This is a genomic window from Haloquadratum walsbyi J07HQW2 (assembly GCF_000415985.1).
Taxonomy (GTDB): domain Archaea; phylum Halobacteriota; class Halobacteria; order Halobacteriales; family Haloferacaceae; genus Haloquadratum; species Haloquadratum walsbyi_B.
The window spans coordinates 2,930,204-2,955,140 of record NZ_KE356561.1 but is presented as its reverse complement, the minus strand read 5'-3'; the positions used below and the strand labels follow the sequence as shown (position 1 = coordinate 2,955,140).

The following is a 24,937-nucleotide window of genomic DNA, read 5'->3' as shown; positions in this document are numbered from 1 at the left end:
AGTATTCAACTCACAGAGTCTTCGTGTTCTTCATCGTGGGTTTCGCTTAGATAATCAGCTAATGAATGAAAACAGGATTCGCCGACATAAACGCATAGTCCCGGGCGGATTCGAACCGCCGTCAACGGCTCCAAAGGCCGTTATGATTGGCCACTACACCACGGGACTACAATTGATACACATGTGCGGTCATATGAAAAACCATCGAGTTCATTCGCAAGTAGATCAATTCATACATCGAAATCAGACTCTATGCAATCTCGATTACTCATCTGGTGTTGAGTATAATTGATGTATATTATCAAATCGCTATCCACAACTAGTTGAATATCAGTTAAATGATAATTATCGAAACATCCCTGTGGTATCTTCAAAACGCCGAATAATGAGATGTGAAACGATGGGGTGAATTCGAATTCGAATCTCAACCTGAATCTATATACTAACTGAGAACTGGAGTGTGCTCAGCTCATTCAATCCTATGAGATGTACTGTTAATCTGCACGCTGTTCGTTTGTTTTTGTTGACTCAGTTACAAGGTCGAGATAACAGCATGCATTTGTCTCAGGATCAAAACAATCGGGACAGTCTGGATGACGGTCAATAATTGTGTCGAGTCGTTCAGCAACGAGTTCATCAATCACGGGTTCAAGCTCATCTGCTTCCGTACGGAATGACTCGACAGCAAGGACATTCATCAGGAACCGTTCAATAATACAATACGTTTGCAGGGCCTCGCGTGCACGTGCAATTCCTTCATCTGTGAGTGTCACCCCAGTGTATTTTTCATGATCGACGAGATTACGTGATTCGAGTTTCCCAATCATATCGTTTGCACTTGCTGGGCTAATATCTAGTCGATCTGCGAGCGTTCCAGTCGAGACTGGTCCGTTTTCAATTTGCTGTTCAAGATATATTGCCTCTACATATTGGTCTGCGGTATTCATTTACGTTGCTCCATGAGGTTTATGACAGCTTCGACACCCTCTGCTTCTTCAGCTTTAAGCCGTTTAAGTACGTCTAGAAGCCGTTTGCGATCAATGCCGAATGAAACATCGGAAGCCTGGATCGCCGTTACCAGGTCATCATAAAACTTGTACGCCGTTTCCTCATTACAGAGTTGATCATAAATCACGTCGTCAAAATCCTCCAGTTCTGTTCGTCCATACTGCCCCTCAACGAGTGTTTGGATCTTATCAAATGCAATGCTCTCAGCATCAAGCACGTTGATTAATTCCTCAAGTTGGTCTCGATGGCGTGCAGATTCCTTGACAGCATCGGAAAGTAACGCTTCCAGTGTATCATCGGTATATGCTGTTGTGTCAGTATCAGCATCATCATCTGAGTGATATTCTGTGTGTTGTATAGAGTTACCATCATGATGTGATTCAGTAGTATCTAAGCTATCATCAATCGATTGGTAGTGTCTGGTGGCTCGAGCCTCAACAACTTCTTCAAGAACGATACCAATCTGTAGTAATCGCACAAGCTGTCGGTCGGAGTCAACGCGCTGACCAACACTCACGGGTCTCTCCATGGCATTTCGCTTGCGGTGTCGATTCTACGTTGAATCATATCTTGCTGGTAGGGAGTTGGTCCCTTAACAGTTATTCACATACACAACAACCCTGTAGTAGGGCTATTAGGACGCGTGTAATACAATAATGCAGTAACAAACACGTTATGACTAGATTGACCGTATCACCCGCTGAGATGTGTCATGTTATCGCTTAATTGGTATTATCTCATATGATTAAATTAACAGCAATAATTTAAATAAGAATAAAAATTAAACTTAGAGCGAATTAATCTGCTCTACTTAAGACGTGCTGCGATCAATTCTTCAAGATCGTCACGGAATTCATCGACTGCAATTTCTTCGAGCACAGGAACGAAGAATCCCTTAACGAGCATATCCCGAGCCATACCTGGTTGGATTGCTCGAGAGATCATATAGAACAAGTCTTCTTGATCGACTTGTCCGACAGTCGCCGAATGCGATGCCTCGGTATCGTGGTTATGGATGATCAGCTTTGGTGATGCATCAGCTTCACTCTCATCTGAGAGCATCAGCGTGTTTTCACGCTGATATGAGCTTGTGCTCCATGCGTCACGACCGACGTCTTGAACACCCTCATACACTGATCGAGCCTCATCATCAAGGACACCGCGGGTCACCAAGTCTGCGGTCGTGTGTTCAGCCTTGTGCCAGACCCGAGCATTCACGTCGAAATGCTGGTCCTCGTGACCGAAGAATGCACCAACAATCTGCGATTCAGACGAGTCTCCGTTGAGTTCGGATTCAACATCGCTTCGCGTCAACCGAGACCCAAGATTGCCTTCGATCCAATTGACTGTCCCGTATGTGCTAACGTCTGCTCGCTTGAGACTGTAACTGTACGTGTTGTCATCGAGCGTCTGCAGTGATCCATACTGTACGTATGAGTTTTCTCCAGCAGCTATTTCAACCAGATTTGAGAAATACCGGGAATCAGCATCGACGGATTCTGACCCGGGTTCAATGCTTTCAAGAATTGTCACTGATGAAGAGGGCTCACTGATGACAAGCGTATGACTGAATAATGATCGGGAGTTCATCTCTGCACGCACCTTCACATCTTCAGCATCAACACCCTCTGGAACGTAGACGACAGTTCCAGTGGTGAAAAGTGCTGCCGAGAGTGCAGTCAGGTAATTCTCATCGAGTGCTACTGTTGATCCAAATGCAGACTCAACGACATCCGGATGCATGTCGACTGCATCTGCAAATGGCAGTACTTTGACTCCCTCAGCGGTAACGCGAGCGGTTTTGTCGCTCTGGTTGAGCGGGTCAACCAGCTTTTCAAAGTCAAGAGATTCAAGATCAGTCCATCGACGTCCTGGTGTTTTAATTACATCGGGGAGGTCAAGACTCTCAAGTGACTTGAGCGCATCAAGTCGCGTCTGAAGGAGCCACTCTGGTTCATCACGCTGTGATGAAATTTCGCGAACCGTATCCGTAGAGAGATCCGCAGGGAGTTGTGTGCTCATTATTACCCGAGACTACCTTCCATCTCAAGTTCAACGAGTCGATTCAGCTCAACTGCGTACTCAATTGGGAGCTCTTCAGTAATCGGCTCAATGAAGCCTGAGACAATCATTTGTTTTGCATCATCGTCATCAAGACCTCGAGATTGAAGATAGAAGACATCCTCATCTCCAATCTTACCAACAGTCGCTTCGTGTGCAACATCAACAGATGACTCGTTGATCTCCATGTACGGCATCGTATCAGATGTTGACTCATTATCAAACATCAGCGCATCACACTCAACTGCGGTTGAGGAATTCTCGGCGCCGTCTGCGATGTGAACGAGTCCACGGTAGTTTGTTCGACCACCGTCTTTTGAAATCGACTTTGACTCGATAGTCGACTTCGTCTCAGGAGCGTTATGATAAACCTTAGCGCCAGTGTCAATATCCTGACCGTCACCGGCGAACGCGATTGTAATGTGGTTATCAGATGCACCACGTCCCTTCAGCACAGAAGACGGGTACAGCATTGTTGCCTTCGAGCCCATTGACCCGGAAATCCATTCCATCCGACCTTCGGACTCAACGATTGCTCGTTTCGTATTGAGGTTGTATGTGTTCTTTGACCAGTTCTGTACAGTGGAGTATTGAACATGGGCGTCTTCACCGACAAAGACCTCGACACCACCGGCGTGAAGATTAAATGCAGAGTACTTTGGTGCTGAGCAGCCTTCGATGTAGTGGACTTCGGCACCATCCTCAGCAATGATCAGTGTATGCTCAAACTGACCCATACCCTCAGAGTTCATACGGAAGTATGCCTGCACAGGCATCTCAACGGTAACGTCCTCAGGAACGTAAACGAATGACCCACCAGACCAAACAGCGCCGTGGAGGGCAGCGAACTTATTATCGCTTGGTGGGACAGCCTTGGTCATGAAGTGCTCTTTGAGAATTTCGGAGTGTTCCTGGACTGCTTCATCCATGCCACAGAAGACAACACCCTTCTCTTCCCACCGTTCTTGCATATTCTGGTAGACGACCTCAGACTCATACTGTGCTCCAACGCCTGAGAGCGCATTCTTTTCTGCTTCTGGGATTCCGAGCTTGTCGAATGTATCCTTAATATCGTCAGGAAGTTCTGTCCAGTCATCAACACCAGCGCGTACATCGACGTCTGGTCGGATGTATGGGACGATTTCTTCGACATCAACTTCGCTCAGGTCAGGTGCTTCTGGCCAGCTTGTCGGCATCGGCATTGCCTTGAATTGTTCAAGCGCACGAAGTCGGCGCTGAAGCATCCATTCTGGCTCATTCTTATCTTCAGAGATTAGTCGAATCGTTTCTTCGGTAAGCCCTTTTTCAGTTTTGAATGCGGAGGCTTCCTGCTTTTTGAACTCAAATCGTGCTTCAGTGTCAGTGTCTTGTAGGTGATCTTGTTCAGAACTCATTATTATATTTCAAGTGTTGTATCGGTATTAGTCTTAATACTATTCTTCATGCGCATCGTCTGATCGGTATTATGCTGTTCCATAGACCTCTTCGCGTACCCAATCATATCCGTCATCCTCAAGTTGCTGTGCGAGTGACGCATCACCGCTTTTTGCAATTTTTCCGTCGAGCATGATATGAACATGGTCGGGTTCAACGTAATCGAGGATCCGCTGATAGTGTGTGATCTGGAGGACTCCAGTGTTTTGTTCATCACAGAGGGCATTGATCCCTGAGGAGACATCCTGAAGTCGGTCGATATCGAGTCCAGAATCAATTTCGTCAAGCACTGCAACAGCAGGTTCGAGAATGGCTGCTTGGAGGACTTCATTCTGTTTTTTCTCGCCACCTGAGAAGCCAGCATTAAGATATCGCTGCATGAACTTCTCATCCATATCAAGCAGTTCCATCTTTTCATTCAGGAGCTGTTGGAATTCAGCAACACCAATTTCGCCATCATCGGTTGGACCCTCCATTGGTGAGCTCTCATATCCTGCTGCATCATCGGCATCAAGCTCTTCTGCTTCTTCATCGTCGTCGGCTTCTTCTTCCTCAAAGAGCTCTTCGCGCTCGTCGAGTTTAGCGTTCAACGCCGTTCGGAGGAAATTCGTCATCGTGACCCCTTCAATCTCCGCTGGGTACTGGAAACCAAGGAAGATGCCAAGTGCAGCTCGTTCGTTTGGCTCAAGTTCGAGAAGACTCCATGTTCGGTCTTCATCGCTGATTTCGATGTCGTCGCCAAACTCGTTTTCTTCAAGCTGTAATAATACTTCACCGCCAGTTACCTCATACGAGGGATGACCGGCGATAACTTTCGCCGTTGTTGATTTTCCGGAGCCATTTGGCCCCATTAATGCATGTATTTCGCCAGAATTGACTTGAAGATCAACGCCTTGAAGAATCTGTTCACCATCTTCTTCTGCAACGCGAGCTTGTAGATTATTAATTTCCAGTGTTGCCATTTTGATATCGTTACCTCGTATATTTACAATGGCAAGTCTCACTCATAATGGTTACGGATTTACCATTTCACAATTTCTTTGAGAGAAAAATTATTTGTTCAACAGCAAAAAATTGAGGATTAAAAAGAAGATCATCAAGATACACTCTCATGATCAAAACGGCATGTACAGGTTCTCCTAACAGGAAAAAGTGCTAATTTGCAAACTGAATAATCATGTTTTTGTACAGTATACTGTGAGTGTCCTATTCAATACTGAACTATGCTGTATATAACGCGACGTATTACATGTAACATTTGGTTATTTACCAAATAAAGATTGTAGACCCTAAACAATGAAATGTCAATTGTAGCTGTCAGTTACGTAAAGCTACCAAGGCCAGTCTGTTCTTGTCCAGATTTCACTTCCTTCCATGACATACCAAGAGCCTCGATAATTCTCTCAATTGGACCTTTCAGCGTCTTTTCCAGCATGAGATCCCAGTCAATTGCAAATTCATCAGGAATCTGGTCTTCATATTCGAAGCAAATGACATCAGGGTCACGCTTAAATTCACGATATAGGCCATGGCGTTGTGGGTCGAATCTGTCTTCAGACTCCAGCTCACGAAACCACGATGGATGCACTTTTCGGAGATACACGCGTTTTGGCTTTGAACCTCGACCAAAGTTCGTGCCCAAGAATTCATTCGCATACTTCGACCCGCGTACCTGGGCAGTTGCTGTGTCATATGATTCTAATCGCTTGCCGATTCCACCTGGAATGCCGATATCCTCAAGCGGTACGTTACCGGACTCAAAATCATTGATGATATCGGTTAGATACTCACTGATAGTATCTGTTCCTTCACCATGAACAATCATTTCAATGACACGCCGCTGTACTTCTTTCGTAATCGGTGCAATATCTGACCGTTTGTATTCAAATCCAGTAATATCGATATCGTCGACATCTTTATTCTCCTTCCAGATAATATGACCCGCATAGCGTTTTTTCTTGCCAGCCTGGAAAAATCGCCGGTAGAGTTTTTCAAACTCAATTTCGAATCGATGTCGTGCTGCACCGAGTTCTTCGCGGGCAAATTTATCATAAGAATCATTGATGTACTCTTCAACCTCGAATGACTGTTCAATCGCTTCTTGCTTGGTCATGCCACCGCCAAGCTCCAGCATCACTGAATCGGTATTATGTAGTACCAGCCCACCGAGTCCATCAACGAAGTTCTGATTCGCTTCGACACTGAGATCATATACATATCCCGAGTCAGCTGTCTCAATGAGCATTGGCTCACACTCAGAGGATGGGGGATCACCAACTTGTATCGTGTATACATCCTCACTGCCTCGCTGTAATATTGAGTATGACTGCCCACACTGTGTAAGCAACATAGACACACCAGCGGCGAGTTCACGACTACTGGTGGTAAAGTCACTTTCTATAGATATCGAATCATCAATATTCTGAGGACAGCTGAGCAACTCATTTGATTTTGGTCGGATTAGTTGTTGAATAAAATACGACTGCTCAGCGTCCGGAAGATGATACACAACCGAAGGAAGCTGGTTATTCTCTGCAGGATGACCCACGAACGCGGTCATAACTGTCGCAGCGAGTGTCGTCGATATATGGCATCTAAACGTGGAATCACCAGTATTCGTGTTGTTTTCAGCATCTCCTGCGATGCGAGTGGTTACATTTGTGAATAGTTGATCTATGGCTACCTTGCAGGTCTTTATTTCTGATTTATGTGGTCCTATGATCTGTAAATACTGTTTGGACTCAATTGTCCTAACTGTCGATTTACTTCGACTGGATAGACACACAGCAAGGAAGCGAATAAGTGCATGTCCCGCATCGCTCGTCAAATCAATATGTCGTTGAATTGTGGGTGTTGAGTCTTCTCGCTCTTCACCTGTCGGATTAATCCAGACACACTCGTCGTTAGCGTGAATACAATCTGTGGATGGAAGCCATTCACCGGGGTCGATGTTACTTCCTGCATGCGTCTGTGTATTTGCTGTCAGTATCTGATATATATCAATTGTTTCGATTGTTTTGACCGGAGCTATCTCTGGAATAGAAAGTGGTTCATCAACATTTTTTGGAGATGTCTCGACATATTCGCCATCATCAGCAGTGATGTATGAATGATCACGAGTCGTCGTTGACTCACCGTCCTCATGCTGGAGGGTGAGGATTTCTTTATCAGTTTGATGACGGATTATTTGTTTAATTGATTGCCATTCTGTCTCACCGGTATCACTCAGTGACAGCGCTTCCCACTGGTCAAGATGACGGCGTTCTTTTGGAAGTCCAGAGCTTCCAGTTGGTGCGCCATCCGCGGTGATACGCGTGTTTCGCTTTGGTGCAGTCGCTAACTCGAACAACGTTTCAATGGGAACAATCTGGATACGACCTGTTGGGTCCCGAACAACAACTGGGCGATCACCAGTGACGCTGTCTCCATAAATAACACTTTTGTCGAGGTCACTCGCTGCATCAGCGGTATGTTCAATGACATCTCTCCCAGTTGCCGTGACTGCTGCTCCCATTTCTTTATCATACAGTCGGAATCGATCCCAGCCAAGAACACCATACAGCGAATTCCCGGTCCACTGTAACATTCCATTTCGTCCAGCTAAGAGCGTATGATTGTCCGCAACAGTAACACAGTAAACTCCCTGCTCGGCAGTGCTTCGCCCGCCGTTTTGAGTCATATTGAAACTGGGCGTCGATGTCTCAGTGTAGTCAATCTGCCAAGACTCAGAACCAGTGTCGCTATACTGCGCGTGAATTCCGATATGGATGCACAATCGAAGGATGTCATCACGGAGATCTTTGCTTGATGTATAATACTGGTATGAGTCGTTATGTTGTGATTCTGATCCCTCTATGATTGCATCGAAAAATGCTCGTTTCTGATCTCCAGAAGCGTCGAAGATAACCTCAGGAACATGCTTGTCTGCATCCTTTCGCCCACAGATGGTATCAAGCAGTTCAGTCCAGATAGGGTTGACAAAGTAGATCTGATTGTTATCAATCTGCCAATCAACACCCAGTTTATCAAGCAGCGTCGTGAGTTGCGTTCGTGAGTTGGTGTCTATCTGTGAAAGTTGTAGATGAACGCAATCGGCTCCATCTTCAGTGCGCGATATCTTCCCGGTGGCGATATACCAGCCGATAACTGACATAAATGTATCAGTGTCAATACAACGTGTCACATCGCCGTGATTGTCCCCCACAGTCGTTGTAGTGGTCATAGTCGTTCCACCATCAGAAAGGACGCTGTGTGCGCATGATGGCGTTTGTTTTTGTTCTTGCAGAAGAGATATTATATCGATATACTCACCAAGTGAGTCATCATGATTAATAGACCAGTCGTGTGGCAGCTCATACTGTGAGGCTGCATCAAGATTACCAGCCTCAATAAACTCATAATCATTCATAGACTCAGTGTCTGCTGTGGTCGCCTCAACAAGCATTCGGTGATTTGGTGTTATACTGAAATCTATTTCATTTGTCTGTATATCGACGAGATCGCCCTGATAGTCCGGATATGCATGCGTTTGCTTGACCGGTTTTATTTCAATTTGCATTGTTTCAGGGTTGAGTGAGTAGACATCATCACCAACAGCAAGTTCGCGGATATTTCGAACACCATTCGGCGTAAGAACGTCTGTATCTGGTGTGAAACAGTTCATGATGACCTTTACAGCAGTTTGTTGTCGATCATACTGCTCATACACTGACTCACCGGGGTCATGTTCATTACGAAGTGATTTCTTTTCCTCGCGCTCTGCGAGGAGGTCATCAATCATCTCACGAATAATACCATCTGGAGACCGCCGGAAATGGGTTCCATTCGGTGCACGGAAGGTATCACCATCATAGCTTTGTGGGTCTACTTTCGTTTCCGGTGAGGCGTTGATTGTGGTCATCGCCATTGGATAGAGACTCTTCAGGTCAAGAACGCCGACCATCTCCTTGACGCCAGTTGCGGGGTCAAAAACTGCACCACCCTCATAATCTTCGGCGTCAGCTCGTCCCTTCGATGGAAGAGCAAAGCGGTTGTGTGCTTCATGAAGAATATAAATATCAACAGTATCGCCCGGTGTCGTTGCATCCTCAAGTTTACAACCGACAAAGGATCGCACCTCATCCCAGAAAGCGATAATATCCTGTTTACGATCAATTTCAACGCAGAGTTCAACATCACGAAGGTTATATTCAAGAAGTCGCTTCGGATTTTGCTCCCAAAGATCGCCGATATCACCAGGATAGCGCTCTTTTCCAACATCGAGTTCGAGTTCTCCGACTGCATCTAATCGATATGACTCCAATTCAGTGAATTGTGTCCGTTTATACGCATAAAGCAGATCGAAAACCACTCGACCTTTGATATTTGGACCCCCCCATCCACTTCGCCATACCTCATCAATCCGTGAGAACCGTTCGGGTGTCAAATCATACTCAGATTGTGGATTGATGACTTCCATTCGGTCCAGGAAGTATGGTACATCAAAGTCATCGCAATTATGTACCAAACAATCATCAGCAACAAAACTGTGCGTCGTTGTTTCGATGTCGTAGGTTATTTCAGTTCCAGTGACAGTTATTTCTTCAATTTCGATGGAAACGTACGGATCCCAGTTATCATCATATTCACTGGTGTCTGGATGGATTGAATCAGACGTTTCTCGATTTCTGTTATTAGTAAACTGTCGTGTCTCGCCTTCATCAGCATCCGAATCAACAATAGATGTAGATGTCTGTGAGCGTTCTGAGAATTGATCGCAAACGGCACTGACATGAGACTCAATCCGCTTAATAGTCTCTGAACAGTGCAGATGTGGCAAGATAGCGTTAGATAATCGCTGAAGATCACATGTGTTATTAGCTATCTGAACAGTGTTTGCTTGTTGTTGTGCGTAGACGCCAAGGCGTCGATATAATCGTGTATACCACCTAGCAGTGGCTGGAGATTCTGTGGCAAATGTTAGATGAGATGGAATACTCTCGTAACCGTCGAGTGTACCTGCAAGGAACCTTGCGATGTGTGATTGTGGCATCTCATATATTGTTGAAAAGTCAATGATATGTGCATCGACCCCAACTGAATCCCCTATATCATTAGCTGCATCAATGAGAGTCGACTCAGATTGATCCTGAATATCCCTGAGGCTGTCCTCATTTAGAGTTGCTTCATTTGGTGATGTAGTATCTGTGGGGGGTGCGACGGTATCTCGTTCTAATATGGTTTGATCATGTAGTGCACACCCCAGAGAGTATAGTTCCTGTTCAGTGACGGTATATCTTAAATCAGGTTCATCACTCTCAGTAACGTGCTGTTGATATCCTCCATCTGCTATTGAGGGCGTATCTGTTTGAATCGATGACTGTCGAAGATTCAATGAAACTGTATTTATTGATTCTTCGAGTGCACCCACGGCATCACCGTATGGATTATTTGGATTTGGATTTGGATTTTATTGAACTCGGATGAAAGCAGCTCATGAGCTGATGGCACGGTCGGATCCTCGACTGGCAACTGTCGTGGTTTGAGTACAGACTCTCCCGCTTCGACATCACTACCATTTTTCCAGTCAACCGTATTGGCATCATCAATCATAATCCGATGATCGCCAGAGGATCGAAGGGACGTGCCATCTGCGAGAGAGAACTCATAAATCTCTGTTTCACTTTCCCACTTATTCGTCACCTCTGTCGTGACCAAGTGCTGGTTTCTGGCACCGATAACCGTATCTCCAATTTCAATATCATGAATCTCTGTTTCGGTTCCATCGGCCATCTGAATACGGGAATCTGATGGGAGACAGTTCCAGCCTGTTAAGATGTCAGGGTCGGTTTGCTCAATATAGGAGACAAATGCATCGAGCATTGCATCTTCGTGATCAAATATCCGAACATCAGCAGTTGTGCCTGAGCGAATCGGATCATCATGATTGATTAAATCAGGAGACTCAACATCTTCTGCTGCGTCTGGTGCTTCATAAAGCCATGCAATATATTCATCACGTTCAGAATCGTGACTCGTAAGACAAACAATCGGCTCTTCACCATCCTCGGGGAATCCGGATCGATCGTCAACCTCAATATCAAACGTGTTCACACGAAGGTTTGCCTCAACATCAACCGGTTGAATTTCGTTATGAGGAATCTGAATCGTCTGTGGTTTATTTGCAAGTCGTCGCGCTGGAACTCGAATTCCACTTTTGATATCCTTATCGATCAATAGTCGGTTAGGAAAGAGAATATCTGCTTCATAATGATCAAAATCGTCTCTGATCTGTCCAACATCTCGCGGTGTTCGCGTGCAGATCTTCGTTAGCTCCTGACCACGGATACTCTCATATCCTGGTTCAGTCCGTGTAATGGCATCGTTGTCGAGTAAATCATCATCAAGCGTCTCCGTTGGGGCATAAAAATAGGGTTCAAACCCAAGAACTCGCACATGATGGGAAACATCATCAGCTGTCCGTCCAAAAATGTGGATAACGGGATATTCGTCGTGTCCGGCACGCTCAACGCTATAATTAACCTGCGTGACAAGTAGATCAACTGTCCCTTCTGCATCAGGAAATCGAACCTCATCAGCGTCAACAACCGCAGAGACATGCTGTGTATCATTACCAGCCACCGCAAGAGCCTCTGCATCGGGCCGGGCGTTGGATGTGCCGGCACCGCTATCAACGGCATCACTCCAGTTGTCTGTGAGCCCTGCCTGTTTCATATCGATTTATTTGATATTGTTGGCTAAAAACTTCGGCATTTGTGGACTCGACATATTAACTAATGACGTCGTCAGCCGATTTTGATAATAATTTGGGACTCGATCATAGATGATGATAATATGGATTCAGTAGTCACATATCTGTCTGATAGGTAATTCAAAAAATATCCTGATAGCACCGATTGATATAAGTCATGCCACATTGTACCATTCAACACGATGTCCGACCATGCGGACTCCGAGCAAACGGATGAGTCGCCGCCTGTACCGGCACGGGTGGGTGAAGCAAGAGGACTTAGCGATGTTGAGTCGTATGAGGTCGATGATGGCATCGTGTTTTATGATCCACAGAACCCTCTTGCATGGGTCGAGACGTCAGAGACAATCATACTCAGTGAATATTGCTAGCTACGACCCAAAGTTACCCACCCAGAACAAGTAGTGTCATATTGGATCAGTGAATCAATAATCGTATACGATACAAAATTTTCTGTTGTTATCTTTTGATGAGTGGATGGAATATACTGAACTGAAAGCATATAGCTGAGGGATTGATATCGAAGGAACTGCTTTTGCTTCCTCGGATAGTCGCATAAATATGCCGTTTGATGATAATAACTGGCCTGATGAACCAACAGAGTATGATCCTGAATCACGGTGGGGCGACCCAGAACGTGACCTCGTATCGATTCCGTCAGTTGACATCCCCACCACGAAAGATGTGGGTGAGGAATCCGGACTAAAAGCATTTGAGGGGACAATTAGTGGTAAACAAGCACGATTTTTTATGCTCGCAATTGTCTTTGGAAATATCGCGGTAGGTGGGATTGGAATTGGAATCCTTCTGATTGGCTTTCGCGGTCAGTGGAACTGGGGTGGTGGTAGTATTGCTCTCGGTAGTATTGCGTTGTATCGAACGTATAGATTGACAACGCAATATTATCAGCATATCAGCGGTCCAAACGATGATAGTCATGAACCAAATGCCACTACCTCTCAGTCTGTTTCAACGGCAGGTGAGGATGCACTCAGAGTCGGTGATGAGGATAATGATGACAATGTCAGTTCTTGACATTCTCTTCCGCCTGGATCTAAAGGGTTTGTCCCGCTATTGTATAAAAGCTAGTAGCTAAGCCGTATCAAGTCAATATGTAGAAGGAATGCTGTGACTCTGCCAGCAAGCCCTGATGTTCGATATCAAACTTATGACCCCTATGAAATGGGTTTATACTGTCTCACTAAGTATCTATAATGAATGCGGACTGTATATCATACTGATGGCACTCAATATTTACTATGCAAAGAGTCGAGTGAGTCAAGTCTTATTCGCGACCCACGCTCAGGTGAGGAGCGATATGTCCCGAATGAAAAATTAACAATCGCTGATGCAGATGACTCATCACTTATTGCTGCCGCAAGTGGAGTCTCAAACCCGGTTCGAACTGTACTTACTGCAAGTCATAATGAGGAGGCACTCGGACTGTTGGTTGAGCTTACCGATCGAGAAGGGCTCAGCGTCGTGGCTATGATTGACGCATACGATTACTGTGAATCAGATCTAAACGGGCAACTTGCTGAATTTCGTGCTGCTGGACTTATTACTGAAGCGGAGATATATGGTGAACGTGGATATGAACCGACAGAAATGACCAAATCTGCAATTGAATCTCTTCGGTCACTTCCACAACAATCAGTAGTCAATAGTTAGTGATGGTTAGAGAGTTAGGAAGCTTGAGATAGCTGCTCAATTATATCTGTATATGCGACAGAGATTCATCGTTACTGTGGCGTTTTATTTGGGCTCGCACCGCTAAGTGCTGTTCGCTGTGGGTCATCGATGCGTTTGATTGAAGATCGATTACTCGTTGGGTCTTTGTCAACCGTTACAAGATGATCTGCTGCTGCAATGAGTTCTTTATCATGACTCACGATTAGAATCTGTGCGACACCACGGCGTTGCATATCCTCGATAAGATCAACAAGTCGACCAACGTGTCCAGCATCAAGAAATACAGTTGGCTCATCTAGAATAAGCGGTGGCATTGGGGCTGTTCCATCGATTCCCTCCGCTAACAGCCGATATATTGCACAGCGTAATGATAGATTAAATAATGCTCGCTCGCCACCTGAGAGTTGCTCTGGATTGAGAGCGGTTTCATCTTTTTGAAAAATAGTCAACTTATACGCATCGTCAAGTTGAATCCGAGAGTAAGCATCGTTGTCATATACAAGATTGAATACCTCATTAAGCATCCGCTCAAGCGTTTCGACATTTTGTTTACGAAGATCAGCTCTCAGTTCCCGATATGTTGATGAGAGGGTCTCAACTTGCTCATGGAGTTGCTCAAGCGCGTTGACACGCTCATTAATTGCTGTATACTTCTCTCGAAGTTCAGCTAAGTTTTCGAGTTCTCCACGGACACTTCCAATCTGACTCTGGATAGTATCACGCTCTTCGCGCAATTCATCAAGTTTTTTTGAGACATCTTCAAGATATGAAGTCGCCTGTTCGCGATTATCTCGTGCTTTCTTAATCCGTGATTCATCAACATCTGCAGCGAGTTCTGCACGACGATCGCGTTTTGCCTGCAGATACTCACGACGTTCATCATTTCGATTTGCGATTTCTTCACGACGCTCACGTAGGCGCTCGATTTCCGTTTTCGTGTTCTCAATTTTTGATTGAATCTCCTCAAGATCGTCTAGACGGTCACGAGCACTACCGATCTTTTCCAGCTTGGATTCAAACGCAGATATCTCCTCAGCTTTCGTCTCAGCGTTCGTCATCTGTGTCGCCGCTGCCTCCCGCTTTTGTTCCGCTTCTGTATCAAGTTCTTCTGCATCTTCGCGGAGTGACGTTACTATTTCAGTCTGTTCATCAACTGTTTCACGAGCGTCTTCGATCCGCTCGCTTGCGAGAGATTTCCGCTCTTTGAGAGTTTCAAACTGCCGCTCAGCCTCGACAAGGGACTCAGCAGTCTCAACTTTATCATTCACTTTAGCTTGTCTTTCCTCAAGTTCGGTGATACGGTCAGTGAGTGTCTCGATCTGTGTATCATATTCATCAATTGCCTCAACGTGCGGTGACCCTTCGACCAACTGCTCACATGTCGGGCACTTGCCAGCCTCTTGTAGTGTCTGTGCTTCATCACGACGGTCTTGAACAGTTGAGAGGGACGCCCGAGCGGATGCAAGGTTGTCACGAATGTCATCACGATCTTTTTGAAGCGTCTCAAGATATCCCATCGCATCACCCAGATCAGCCGGCGAATTGCGAAACCGTTCACGTACTGCCGTTATTTGCTCTGTAATTGTTGAGTGAGTGTCTCGTTGGGCTGTAATTCGCTCTTTTGCCTCTGTGATTGTGGTTTCTGCTTCTGAGACCCGTTCTCGAAGCTCATCAGCACGTGATTCAAGATCATCGACTCGCTCAGTAAGCTTTTCAGCTTGGTTTTCAAACATTGTTCGCTGCTGTCGTGTTGTCCGTAGTGAGTCACGGACTGAGGATTCTTTTTTTTCAAGAGCAGATCGGCGTGTCCTGAGTGACTCTTCGTCAGCTGATGTAACCTCAGCAGATGATAATGCATCAGTGAGCGCCGATGAGAGCGTCTCGACCCGTTCAGTCTTTGTTTTAACATTATTACGAAGGTCTGAACGGGTTGACTCATCTTCTTCGATAGTTGTCTGGAGATCCTCAATTTCAGAGTCTAATTTGCTTAATTCCTCTTGTGTATTCTTATATGATGTCAGGATTTCTTTCGCATTATCTCTGGTTTCCTCAGCGCGTGCTTTATTTTCCTCAAATCGCTCAATTTCCGAATCAAGGTCGGCTTTGGCAGCTTCGTATTTATTAAGTTGCTCATGAAGACCAGCATCTTCTTTCCGTTCGATTTGTGTCTCAAGTTCAGTTTGTGCACCCCGTTGCTCAGAGAGAATATCCTCAACGCCAAGTCGGGCATCAGAAGCACGCTCACGATACATTTCGAGCTGACCAAGCTGAAGTAGATCATCAATAATCGCCTGCCGTTGGGTCGGAGTTGCATTAATGAGTTTATTCACCTCTCCTTGGCGGACATACGCACAGTTAACAAAGGCTTCAGCGTCCATCCGGAGAATGTCGGTTATAAATGCTCTGACATCAGTCGCCCCATCAATCTCTGTGTCTGGACCATCAAGTGTACATTGAACTGTCTGTATCCGGTCACCGCTCCGTCGAAGCCGTCGTTTGATGTGATACTGTGATCCAGCATGTGAAAAGCTGAGTTCGATCGTCGCATCATCTTCATCAGTCGTGACAATGTCATCAAGTGTCTCATCGAGTGCTCGTGCGCCATACAGTGCAAAAAAACAAGCCTCAAGCAATGATGATTTTCCGCTACCATTTAGCCCGTGAATAACTGTCACTCCATCTCGAAGGTCCAAACTTGCGTCTGCGTACGGCTTAAAATGCTCAAGAGTAATATGATCAAAGCGCATTTAAAAGTCACCCATTGTAAATTGATTTGAATCCGAATCTGGTTGATCATCCTCAGACCCATCTGATTCATCAACAGATGGCTCTGTGCTATCGATTTTATCCGTATTCATATTTGTATTCGAATTCGGCTCGACCTGTGTGTGAGATTCTGATTCAGTCTCCGACTCTAATTGTAATTCCGACTCTGACTCTATATTTAACTCAGAGACATCTTCCAGCTCATCTGAACCGGTATCCATATCGGCTTTTTTGTTTGTGTCTGCAATATCCTGGGCATCTGTAATGATATCCGTGTTCTCATCAGTCTCAACATCTGACTTCTCATTTGGTGTCGTCGAATGTGATTGCTGTGTAGATTGTGTGTGATTCGATGTTGCCTTGTCTGATTGTGATTGTACGTTCTCTGTTGTCGCTGTATTTGTTTGAGTGGATGTGTCTGTCTCAGTCGCAGAAGTGGGGTCGAACGCGTTGAGTGACTCATCAGTTAATAGATCTGAGACATCCTCAGTGACAGTATTGCGGATATTCGAATCAGAGACACTAGCTGAGCGAATGGTGGTATCAATATCGTGCGCCGCTGTCGAAAGCTCAAGCTCTCGGATCCGTTGGTCAACGGCAGTGTCTGGGTTAGCAAATGAGATATCATCGCCAGTATCTCCTTCCTCAGGATGATCACGACGATCAGTTACACGAGCAATGAGTGCGCCGTGGTCAGTTGCGAAGGTCTCGATTGTAGCTGGTGGGACAGAGTTACCGTCACCGGTAATTTCAGTCACGACAACGGCATCATCAAGATCGTGTTCACGGAGGCGGTCGCAGACCCGTTCCGATCCCTCATCTGCGGAAAGATCAACCGATATAAACACAAACGGACGTGTTTCTAGACTTCGACGACGAATATCTATATCGGTGTCGAAATTGACAAGATTATATCCCCGAGCAGACTCTTCAGTGGTGCTTGTCCGTTCCGTGGAGCCACAGTACGTTACCCAAGCGTCTTTGACCGTCTCGATACCAGGAACATGATTATCCCCAAGTAGCAGTGCATCAAATTCGACTGATGCCTCTGTGAGCACCGTTTCTGTTTCCCAGTCTGCATGTGCAAACGGAGTGAATAGTCCATGACTAACAAGGGCAGCATGAGTGGCTTCGTGCGGATTAAATTGATATTCGAGATCTTCTCGTCGAGATGGTGGAACGTGATCGAGTCCATAAAGTGCAAGATCGTCGTCGATATACCGCGGCGATTCATCAAGCCGCTCAGCAAGCCCAATTCGCTCGAAAATATCAAGCCATTGTCCACGACGAGTCGATTCGTGGTTACCGACAACGGCAAGAAATGGAATGCTAGCCTCACGCAGATCTCGAAGAATATCGATTGTGCCAAGAAGATCTGGCAATGATGGGCGACGGTCATGAAAGAGATCACCTGCATGGACAACTGCATCGACATTAGCATCGCATGCATCAGCGATGACCTGTCTGAAAGCATTAAGAAAGTCCTCGCGCCGTGTTTGCGAGTGGTACTGTTGGTATCCAATATGGGTGTCGCCGGTATGAATCACCCGCGTCATTTAATAGTATATTGGATGGTTATGCCTAAAACCGTTCCGCGAATGCGTTTAGTTTACAATCGAATCATATTAGCGCTTATCGGCGGTATAAGATATATCTAGTAATACAGAAACCACTACTTGTCACGGATTTTCTTGACCGGGCACGCCGATATTATGATGAATGCGAAGCAGTTATGAGAGCCGATGGAGGTCGATGTGCGTATCATAAATGAGGAACCCACGCAAATGATTTTTTGCAGCACTCAGCTGTTTTGATCTAAACAAAGGCAATTGTGGTGGAGTGATTGACCCAGACACTCAATCAATTGATTTGCCGTTCACATTCACTGTAGCGTCACATCCGTCACATCCTCTACATTCCACATCTTTCGATGTCGCTACTGAATCCCGAATATGGATGATTAAGAGGTTGCGACCAGTAGCAAGACCTCTCGCTCTGTGGTTTGTGAAAAGGAAGATTTAGCGTTCTGAGTTCGTCGGGGAACTCGGGTTGTTGTTAGGGTTCGTTACATTTCGGGGTGACAGTACGGAGACGGTATTTCGTCATCGAATCCGCACCACGGAGTACGGACGCGTGTACTCATGCAGCATCACCAGTCCGGGCAATGCGGGTGAGCTCATCGGCGATACAGTCAGCAGTCATCACTGGCTCGGGCCAGGAGATACAAACTTCACCGTCGAAATTCGCAGCTGAACTCCGCAGAACTGGTTCATCACCATCTGATGGACTCAACGAACGACCAACACGTTGTGGTCTGGCAATCGTCGATGTCTGGGTAGATGACGTCGTCGGAGCGTGTTCGATGATCTCGATTTCAGATGCCCATCGAGAGTCAAGCTTCGGTTGACCCTGATACGTCTGCTTGGATCTCTCGCGTGGAAGCTTGAAATCCACCAGTCGCACAACGTTGCCTTCGTTCGGTTCGATGAAGCTCTTCTTCGAGATCAGGACTTCGCCATCGACATCACCGGGGTCAGCCGTTGACGCAGTCTCTTCGTATTCGCTGGACTCCCAAACAGAAACACGGACCTCGTCCTCACGGCGGTTACCATCCTTCAGGATCATAGCAAACTTCATACTAGGAACCGGTGGGTAGTAGATCTTCTTCACGACACCTTGTGTCATGACGTAGCCTTTCGAGGACGCGAGATTTGCCTTCAAAATCGCGCTGATTCTGATGACGTTTCTCGGGTCGGTCTGTTCCTCATCGACAAGGGAGAGGAACGCGGTCGTAATGTCAGTTCCATCCAGCACACGGTGTGCAAGGTTGGAAGCAACAGTGACCGGCGATTTCCGAATTTCGTGTGGTGAATCTCCGTCGAGCAGTCTGCGTGTCTCGGCAAGAACATCCTCACGAGGCTCGGAATCTCCTGCACCCAGTTTTCGCAACGGCGCAGCACGACTGTAGACCTGCTGTTTCACGTTCAGATTCCGTCGCTCGGGAATCGTCTGATCGTGTTCCGTGCGAAAGCGAGCAAGGAGGTCTGTGTGTCGGTCCAAGAGAGCGACCACATCCGTCATGTGACCGTTTTCATCGATACTACGAGAACTCCGAGTCAGCTCTTCGTCCAACGCGAGGCGGAATTCGATTCCGGCTATCGACGATCGAGAGTAGTCCTCGGGATTCGGGACGACGTTCCGAAGGAAGGCAACTTCGCCGTAGGGAAGCAAGACTTCCAGATCGGGCGTCGTGACACCTTCCGATTCGCGAGGCGTCTGCTCATCCTCGGGGATGATCTTCAGCTCACGCAGCCGTTGGGTGTCCGGGTCGAGGGTCTCAACAGGTTCGAGCTTCCGTCCCAGCTGTTCGGGGACAGTAGACGAACTCGTGGGGATGTACTCTTCGAGGCCAGACGCAGTGCCCGTCAACTGATCGCCAGTTGGGTCGGTCAGGCGGTCGTGGCCCGTGTAGATGTACTTGCCAGTCGAGAGAGCGTCATGTTCAGAGATCGCATCAGCCGGACGGCCTCTTGCGTTCATCTCAGCCCTTCGCTCGTCACTACGGGAGGGGACCATCGGTTGGTCGTTGCTCCAGCCGTAGCAATCAATGGTACTCTCGCTCTCTCGCTCATCAGTCTCGAACTCGTGTTCGGAGTCAGACGGGAATTCAGAGAGTGAGTGTTGCGACTCCACGTTACCGTCCAGGCGACGACGTTCCTCATGATTGAGGGAGCGGAGTTCGGTGAACCACCCATCGTAGCGACGGGCGATGTGGGTCGGGTTCTCATCTTCGATTTTAGATTTTCCGTTCTTCTTGTGACCAGCCTCGGAGAGGTGGACACTGTCGGTGTTTTCACTCATAGCAAGTTAGAAAGCGACCATGCTTTCCACTCGCATAGACGATTGAACTGAATATAACTGTACTACGCTCATCACCACGCTGTAATGCGATTCTTTATTGTAGCCCCCACAAATACTGCCCTTCTCTAACAGAGCAACCTGCGAAGTTGTTCCGACCTACAGCAATTCACTCTGCTCTTGTCACACTGGAAGATGACGCTACTCGGGAAGTGTAAAATGGAAAGACGAGGATCGCCTTTCCTAACTTGCTATGTTGAGCCGCTCAAGACTCAATCGAGAGTATGCTTGAAGACGACTTAACCGTAGTGTACAAGAATGCCAGATTTGGCTGACCGTTACATCTAATCTGTATCGTAACGAAATTGATCGTAACGATGAAGCCAGTCACCACGCGGATCCCGGAAGATGATGAGGAGGCACTCACCGAACTCGAAGCAGAGATGAGTGCTGACCGGTCGGAGGTGCTTCGACGGCTCATCCGACAGGGGCTTACTGATTGGCGCAAAGAACGGGCACTGGAACAGCTCCGCCAGCAAAGCATCACGCTCCGAAAGGCAGCCGAACTCGCGGACATCTCGTATGTCGAGATGCTCACCCTCGCCGCCGAGGAGGGAATCGACGTCGGATATACGGCTGACGACCTAGACCGGGACCTAAACCGAATCTGATGGTCGTTGTTGATTCTTCCGCACTGATTCCGCTTGCGTGGGTCGGTCGGCTCGATCTCATCTCGACTGTCTTCGATGATATCCGAACGACAGTAGACGTACGGACAGAAGTTCTCACTGAAGGAAAGCGAGGCACAGCGGCGCTCGACACGTTTCTTGAGGACGTCGACATCCAGAAACTCCAGCGTCAGCCGGGGAAGTCGCCTCAATGGAGGGGATTGCCGTTACGGATGCGTCAGTGATTCTGCTCGCAGAGGCTGACGAGGAGATCCTCATTGCCAACGACAAGGGCCTCATCGAAGTTGTTCGAACGCACGGCGTGGAGTGCTGGTGGGTGACGACGCTGCTGCTCAGTTGTGCCAAGCACGGAGACCTGACTGCTGATGAGGCGACCGACGTCCTGTATGATCTCGTGGACGAGGGGATGAACCTACATCCGAAAATCTACGCACAGGTGCAGAAGAAGCTCAAAGAGCTAGCCGAGTGAACTCTCCTGTCGCCTGGATTCACAGAGATACAAGGGGGAAGCCCACGACCTCAGTTGTGGGAGGAATCCGACGGTATCCATCACTGAGCTAAGGAGAAACGCTAGCGCCAATCGAGCGCATATCCTCGTCGACGAACCGTTTTGCGTTTGCAATCGAGAGAGAGCGGCGCTTGCGAATGCCAGATTACGGCGCAGGAACTTACAGTCTTGAATCGTCTCTGCACCGACCTCTGGCTGTTCTGATGCTGTTTCAGTGAGCGTCTGGTTCGTCTGCTCGACAGTCAGTTTTTCAGGAGAGTCAACGCCGTATTCAGAGCGATATTCGTTGAGCTGGTCACGCATCTCTCCGATACGCGTGACGAGTTCATCCGTTGAGACGTGTTCGAGGATATCTGCCGCCTGCTCAACGACGAGTCGAGCGAGGGAAGCTACGGCATCAAGATCCAGCCGTTCGGTCCGGACGACGGTCTTCCCGGCAACCCGACAACCGTCGACTCAATTACAGTGAAGCGCTCGTACAAGACGGAACTGGATCTCAGTGGCGTCGAGGGTGGCACAATCAGTAACGTCACTCTGGCCGGTCAGAACACGAGCGGTGTCGGGCTCGCATTGTCTAACTGTAAGGAGGTGAGTCTCGACAACGTTGAGACGAGAGACAACGACTGGGGTGGGATCGGCTTGTTCACGCACGAGGAATTCAGCAGCGTTGAGTTGACCAATATAACCATCAGCAACCATACGGCAGCCAACGGCGAGTCGATCGCTCCAATCTACCTCGATCCAGAGACGGACAACTACAACCTGTCGTCGTTGGTGCCGAGCTATCAGTACAAGATAACGTCAGAGGACTACAGAGACGGGGACTTCCAGTTTTTCTTTGAGACCCGGAGTGCCGCCAACGCGTATGAAAATGTCTTGGAATCTGACGGCAGTATCAGCGCCAGCGTGAACAAACGATAGGAAACCCAATGATGCCACGTATCGAACCCTCCCGGGCGGACGAATTAAGCCTCAACAGTAGCGTCTCGTCGACGGAGGTGAACTGAATGGTCGACCTCTCGGATTTCGTCGCCCACTCGCCGAACGTGAAGCGAGGTGACATCCCCGCTGAACGGAGACGCCGACTGAACAACGCGCTCGAAGGACTGAATTCGGGTCTCTACGGCAGTGACACCGGGCAGGTCAGCGGAGGTGGCAATGATATCCCCACCGCAGGGCTGGTGAGTTACTGACCACTCAACGATCTCGAAAACTGCACCGCCACAGACTATCTCGGCCGGAACGATGGAACAGTAAACGGCAGCGTGTCGACGGTCATGGAGAAGGTCGATGACGCGGCTGCGTTTGACGGCGGCTACATTGAGGTCGGCACCGGTGAGATCTTCGGGCTGTCGGAGTTCACCGTCTCGGCGTGGGCGAGGACCGAAGACGAAGACGCCAGCCGGCTCCGAACGATTCTCGCCAGACAGGACCCGACAGGGAGGTCCTACGAGAAACGGACGTTCGTCCTCTGGTTCGACGACGACAGCAGATTCTTCGGCGTGGGAGTGATACTGCGCAGGCGGCCGAAGCCGACCGTGACCTTCGGACAGTCACAACGAGTGGCTCGTATCTTGACGGCGAGTGGCATCATATTAGCGTCACCGCCGTGGCAGACGGAGAGCTCACCCTCTACGTTGATGGAAGCAAGCAGACGACAGAGCCGATAGACCGTCCCCTGTACACGGGTTCTGGGGCGACGTGGATCGGGCAATCGCCCTCACAAGTCCGCCCGCTCGGGGGTGCCGTCGACGATGTGCGGATCTACGACCGCGCGTTCTTGGACAGCGAGGTCACGGCGCTGCGCGATACAGCAAGTATGCCGAGACAAAACTAAACCCGGGAAATTACTCACGCTGGTCGCCACCACGCCGTGGTGCGGGGGTTCGATTCCGCCGGTGGGTTTCGACAGAGAACAAATATGAATCGACGAAAATTCCTCGCCACAATCGGCGCTGCGGCGACAGACACCTCAGCGGCGGTAGGCACCGGTGCGTTCACCAGCGTGAGCGCGGACCGGAGCGTCAGCGTGCGAACTGCTTACGACAGCAGCGCACTCCTCGGGCTCGTTCCGGGTGATACTGGACTCGTCGAAGAAGACAACGGTACGCTCCAAGTCAATCTCGACGGGACTGGAACCGCCGCATCAGGCGTCAACTTCAATGCCGTCACGCAGATTGGAAGCCCCGAGAATCCCGAAGACGATCACGCGTTCAAAATCGTCAATCAGGGAATACAGAGCGTGATGCTCAAGATGAGCTACTACTTCACGGACCCGAGCTGGCTGGAAGGCGGCGCAGGACAGTCGTTCATCAACTTCACGCTGTACGACACTAGTGGCGGTCAAACTGGGAAGAACTCAAAAAAACTATTCAACGCAGAACGGCTATAATAAAGACTTCCCGGTTTGGGATGCCGACTGGTAGCAATTCCGGCTCAAACAGCGGTGGGTTCCGGTTCAACGTCGGTGAAGAGTACTATATGGTGATCACGGTCGACACGACCGGACCCGACGCGTCACCGGAAGACGATCTCTCGGGGATCGCAGAGTTCTTCGCCGGACAGGAAACGAGCGGGTTCGGGTACGACCGGACTGACCCGCCGATTTAAAAACGAAGACGCCACCCCACGCTGGCGTACAGCGGCTCAATTCCGTCGGTAGGTCTTCGGGAGCAAGATAACATATGAGTCAATCAAAACGCCTCGCCACGCTTGACACAGCGGCGACAGGCATCTCGGCGGTCATCAGCGCCGGCGCGTTCACGAGTGTAACAACTGAGCGCGCCGTTGAACTCTCAGTCGCCAGCGATGCCGATTTATTCATTATATTTAATTTATTAAAGACTAAGTCCCCTTCCTCAAGGAGTCAGCTTCGCTGACGAGTAGGGAGGTGATGGGATACAGCCGTCTACTAATTTCTACAAAACTTCAACTAACAGTAGTCCTTACACCAGACTAGTGGTCAAAGAAGCGTTCCAATATCGAGCAGTGCAGAGGACACCACTACTGCTGAGAGTGCTTGGAATGCCATTCAAACCTGTCGAGAGGTATATAACCACGTACTCACACAAGAGTCCAGACCCGCACCTGAGTATAACAAGCCATCGTACAACACGATGCAGAATATGCTTCCTGATTGGAAGCAAGAATGGTCAGAGTGGAAAAGAGTGT

22 protein-coding genes, 1 tRNA gene and 1 pseudogene are annotated in these 24,937 nt (G+C 48.0%); 12 read left to right on the top strand and 12 right to left on the bottom strand.

Annotation, left to right across the window (positions count from 1 at the left end; genetic code table 11):
* Positions 1-95 precede the first annotated feature (95 nt).
* The 8 genes and pseudogenes from J07HQW2_RS13920 to J07HQW2_RS13885 all read right to left on the bottom strand — a co-directional run.
* A tRNA-Gln gene (locus tag J07HQW2_RS13920) sits at positions 96-168 on the bottom strand.
* 326 nt (positions 169-494) lie between these two features.
* The gene (locus tag J07HQW2_RS13915) at positions 495-947 is read right to left on the bottom strand and encodes a metal-dependent transcriptional regulator (RefSeq protein WP_021056219.1); all 453 of its coding nucleotides are present in this window, start codon (positions 945-947) and stop codon (positions 495-497) included.
* Positions 944-1,525 (bottom strand): hypothetical protein, encoded by a 582-nt coding sequence (locus tag J07HQW2_RS13910; RefSeq protein WP_048075704.1) that lies wholly within the window; start codon positions 1,523-1,525, stop codon positions 944-946. The genes J07HQW2_RS13915 and J07HQW2_RS13910 overlap by 4 nt, the downstream gene beginning before the upstream one ends.
* 290 nt (positions 1,526-1,815) lie before the next feature.
* Positions 1,816-3,030, bottom strand: a complete 1,215-nt coding sequence (gene sufD / locus J07HQW2_RS13905) for a Fe-S cluster assembly protein SufD (RefSeq protein WP_021056217.1) — start codon at positions 3,028-3,030, stop codon at positions 1,816-1,818.
* A gap of 2 nt (positions 3,031-3,032) precedes the next feature.
* Positions 3,033-4,463: a Fe-S cluster assembly protein SufB gene (sufB, locus tag J07HQW2_RS13900; protein WP_021056216.1), complete on the bottom strand. Its 1,431-nt coding sequence runs from the start codon at positions 4,461-4,463 to the stop codon at positions 3,033-3,035.
* A 69-nt stretch (positions 4,464-4,532) separates the two neighbouring features.
* The gene (locus J07HQW2_RS13895; protein WP_021056215.1) at positions 4,533-5,465 is read right to left on the bottom strand and encodes an ABC transporter ATP-binding protein; all 933 of its coding nucleotides are present in this window, start codon (positions 5,463-5,465) and stop codon (positions 4,533-4,535) included.
* Positions 5,466-5,824: 359 nt separating this feature from the next.
* The gene (locus J07HQW2_RS13890; RefSeq protein ID WP_021056214.1) at positions 5,825-10,912 is read right to left on the bottom strand and encodes a DNA polymerase domain-containing protein; all 5,088 of its coding nucleotides are present in this window, start codon (positions 10,910-10,912) and stop codon (positions 5,825-5,827) included.
* A gap of 389 nt (positions 10,913-11,301) precedes the next feature.
* A pseudogene (locus J07HQW2_RS13885) lies at positions 11,302-12,216 on the bottom strand (3'-5' exonuclease); the annotation flags it as partial.
* Positions 12,217-12,435: 219 nt separating this feature from the next.
* Between J07HQW2_RS13885 and J07HQW2_RS13880 the strand changes: the two are divergent.
* From J07HQW2_RS13880 to J07HQW2_RS13870, 3 genes are all read left to right on the top strand, one after another.
* Positions 12,436-12,624, top strand: coding sequence for a DUF7331 family protein (locus J07HQW2_RS13880; RefSeq protein ID WP_021056212.1), 189 nt, complete (start codon positions 12,436-12,438; stop codon positions 12,622-12,624).
* Between the two features lie 190 nt (positions 12,625-12,814).
* Complete coding sequence (locus J07HQW2_RS13875) at positions 12,815-13,288, top strand: DUF7322 domain-containing protein (RefSeq protein WP_021056211.1); 474 nt, start codon at positions 12,815-12,817, stop codon at positions 13,286-13,288.
* 183 nt (positions 13,289-13,471) lie between these two features.
* A complete protein-coding gene (locus tag J07HQW2_RS13870) occupies positions 13,472-13,924 on the top strand; it encodes a DUF7346 family protein (RefSeq protein ID WP_021056210.1) in 453 nt (150 codons plus the stop codon).
* Positions 13,925-13,995: 71 nt separating this feature from the next.
* Here the strand turns inward: J07HQW2_RS13870 and rad50 are convergent, their stop codons facing one another.
* From rad50 to J07HQW2_RS13855, 3 genes are all read right to left on the bottom strand, one after another.
* Positions 13,996-16,692, bottom strand: a complete 2,697-nt coding sequence (rad50, locus tag J07HQW2_RS13865) for a DNA double-strand break repair ATPase Rad50 (RefSeq protein ID WP_021056209.1) — start codon at positions 16,690-16,692, stop codon at positions 13,996-13,998.
* Positions 16,693-18,267: a DNA double-strand break repair protein Mre11 gene (gene mre11 / locus J07HQW2_RS13860; protein ID WP_021056208.1), complete on the bottom strand. Its 1,575-nt coding sequence runs from the start codon at positions 18,265-18,267 to the stop codon at positions 16,693-16,695.
* 583 nt (positions 18,268-18,850) lie between these two features.
* Entirely contained in the window at positions 18,851-20,572 is a 1,722-nt protein-coding gene (locus tag J07HQW2_RS13855; RefSeq protein WP_021056207.1) for a hypothetical protein, read from the bottom strand.
* 374 nt (positions 20,573-20,946) lie between these two features.
* Between J07HQW2_RS13855 and J07HQW2_RS13850 the strand changes: the two genes are divergently transcribed.
* Genes J07HQW2_RS13850 through J07HQW2_RS18915 form a run of 3 tightly spaced genes read left to right on the top strand, consistent with a single transcriptional unit; the run spans position 20,947 to position 21,727 of the window.
* On the top strand, positions 20,947-21,240 hold the full coding sequence (locus tag J07HQW2_RS13850) for a UPF0175 family protein (protein ID WP_021056206.1): 294 nt from the start codon (positions 20,947-20,949) through the stop codon (positions 21,238-21,240).
* Positions 21,240-21,482, top strand: coding sequence for a PIN domain-containing protein (locus J07HQW2_RS18920; RefSeq protein WP_021056205.1), 243 nt, complete (start codon positions 21,240-21,242; stop codon positions 21,480-21,482). The genes J07HQW2_RS13850 and J07HQW2_RS18920 overlap by 1 nt, the downstream gene beginning before the upstream one ends.
* Positions 21,449-21,727 (top strand): hypothetical protein, encoded by a 279-nt coding sequence (locus J07HQW2_RS18915; protein ID WP_021056204.1) that lies wholly within the window; start codon positions 21,449-21,451, stop codon positions 21,725-21,727. The genes J07HQW2_RS18920 and J07HQW2_RS18915 overlap by 34 nt, the downstream gene beginning before the upstream one ends.
* Here the strand turns inward: J07HQW2_RS18915 and J07HQW2_RS13840 are convergent.
* Positions 21,716-22,069: a hypothetical protein gene (locus tag J07HQW2_RS13840; RefSeq protein WP_021056203.1), complete on the bottom strand. Its 354-nt coding sequence runs from the start codon at positions 22,067-22,069 to the stop codon at positions 21,716-21,718. The two genes, J07HQW2_RS18915 and J07HQW2_RS13840, sit on opposite strands and share 12 nt — an antisense overlap.
* A gap of 36 nt (positions 22,070-22,105) precedes the next feature.
* On the opposite strand from J07HQW2_RS13840, the gene J07HQW2_RS13835 reads away from it, so the two are divergent.
* The 6 genes from J07HQW2_RS13835 (at position 22,106) to J07HQW2_RS18900 (ending at position 24,645) form a co-directional block, all read left to right on the top strand.
* The gene (locus J07HQW2_RS13835; RefSeq protein WP_048075311.1) at positions 22,106-22,687 is read left to right on the top strand and encodes a hypothetical protein; all 582 of its coding nucleotides are present in this window, start codon (positions 22,106-22,108) and stop codon (positions 22,685-22,687) included.
* An 86-nt stretch (positions 22,688-22,773) separates the two neighbouring features.
* Positions 22,774-22,959: a hypothetical protein gene (locus J07HQW2_RS18910; protein ID WP_021056201.1), complete on the top strand. Its 186-nt coding sequence runs from the start codon at positions 22,774-22,776 to the stop codon at positions 22,957-22,959.
* 179 nt (positions 22,960-23,138) lie between these two features.
* Positions 23,139-23,603, top strand: coding sequence for a LamG domain-containing protein (locus tag J07HQW2_RS13830; protein WP_021056200.1), 465 nt, complete (start codon positions 23,139-23,141; stop codon positions 23,601-23,603).
* Between the two features lie 84 nt (positions 23,604-23,687).
* Entirely contained in the window at positions 23,688-24,158 is a 471-nt protein-coding gene (locus J07HQW2_RS18905; protein WP_303704158.1) for a hypothetical protein, read from the top strand.
* A 20-nt stretch (positions 24,159-24,178) separates the two neighbouring features.
* Positions 24,179-24,376 carry a hypothetical protein gene (locus J07HQW2_RS13820; protein ID WP_021056198.1) on the top strand — a complete coding sequence of 66 codons (198 nt, stop codon included), beginning with the start codon at positions 24,179-24,181 and terminating at the stop codon, positions 24,374-24,376.
* Between the two features lie 74 nt (positions 24,377-24,450).
* Positions 24,451-24,645: a hypothetical protein gene (locus J07HQW2_RS18900; protein WP_021056197.1), complete on the top strand. Its 195-nt coding sequence runs from the start codon at positions 24,451-24,453 to the stop codon at positions 24,643-24,645.
* Positions 24,646-24,937 lie beyond the last annotated feature (292 nt).

Excerpts from the sequence above, each read along its gene's own strand:
- J07HQW2_RS18905 (WP_303704158.1), top strand. The coding sequence starts at position 23,688 with ATGAATCGACGAAAATTCCTCGCCACAATCGGCGCTGCGGCGACAGAC.
- sufD (WP_021056217.1), bottom strand. The coding sequence starts at position 3,030 with ATGAGCACACAACTCCCTGCGGATCTCTCTACGGATACGGTTCGCGAA.
- J07HQW2_RS18900 (WP_021056197.1), top strand. The coding sequence starts at position 24,451 with ATGAGTCAATCAAAACGCCTCGCCACGCTTGACACAGCGGCGACAGGC.
- J07HQW2_RS13850 (WP_021056206.1), top strand. The coding sequence starts at position 20,947 with ATGAAGCCAGTCACCACGCGGATCCCGGAAGATGATGAGGAGGCACTC.
- rad50 (WP_021056209.1), bottom strand. The coding sequence starts at position 16,692 with ATGCGCTTTGATCATATTACTCTTGAGCATTTTAAGCCGTACGCAGAC.
- J07HQW2_RS18920 (WP_021056205.1), top strand. The coding sequence starts at position 21,240 with ATGGTCGTTGTTGATTCTTCCGCACTGATTCCGCTTGCGTGGGTCGGT.
- J07HQW2_RS13895 (WP_021056215.1), bottom strand. The coding sequence starts at position 5,465 with ATGGCAACACTGGAAATTAATAATCTACAAGCTCGCGTTGCAGAAGAA.
- J07HQW2_RS13840 (WP_021056203.1), bottom strand. The coding sequence starts at position 22,069 with ATGCGTGACCAGCTCAACGAATATCGCTCTGAATACGGCGTTGACTCT.
- J07HQW2_RS13870 (WP_021056210.1), top strand. The coding sequence starts at position 13,472 with ATGCGGACTGTATATCATACTGATGGCACTCAATATTTACTATGCAAA.
- J07HQW2_RS18910 (WP_021056201.1), top strand. The coding sequence starts at position 22,774 with ATGGTCGACCTCTCGGATTTCGTCGCCCACTCGCCGAACGTGAAGCGA.
- J07HQW2_RS13855 (WP_021056207.1), bottom strand. The coding sequence starts at position 20,572 with ATGAGTGAAAACACCGACAGTGTCCACCTCTCCGAGGCTGGTCACAAG.
- J07HQW2_RS18915 (WP_021056204.1), top strand. The coding sequence starts at position 21,449 with ATGGAGGGGATTGCCGTTACGGATGCGTCAGTGATTCTGCTCGCAGAG.
- J07HQW2_RS13880 (WP_021056212.1), top strand. The coding sequence starts at position 12,436 with ATGTCCGACCATGCGGACTCCGAGCAAACGGATGAGTCGCCGCCTGTA.
- J07HQW2_RS13820 (WP_021056198.1), top strand. The coding sequence starts at position 24,179 with ATGCCGACTGGTAGCAATTCCGGCTCAAACAGCGGTGGGTTCCGGTTC.
- mre11 (WP_021056208.1), bottom strand. The coding sequence starts at position 18,267 with ATGACGCGGGTGATTCATACCGGCGACACCCATATTGGATACCAACAG.
- sufB (WP_021056216.1), bottom strand. The coding sequence starts at position 4,463 with ATGAGTTCTGAACAAGATCACCTACAAGACACTGACACTGAAGCACGA.
- J07HQW2_RS13875 (WP_021056211.1), top strand. The coding sequence starts at position 12,815 with ATGCCGTTTGATGATAATAACTGGCCTGATGAACCAACAGAGTATGAT.
- J07HQW2_RS13915 (WP_021056219.1), bottom strand. The coding sequence starts at position 947 with ATGAATACCGCAGACCAATATGTAGAGGCAATATATCTTGAACAGCAA.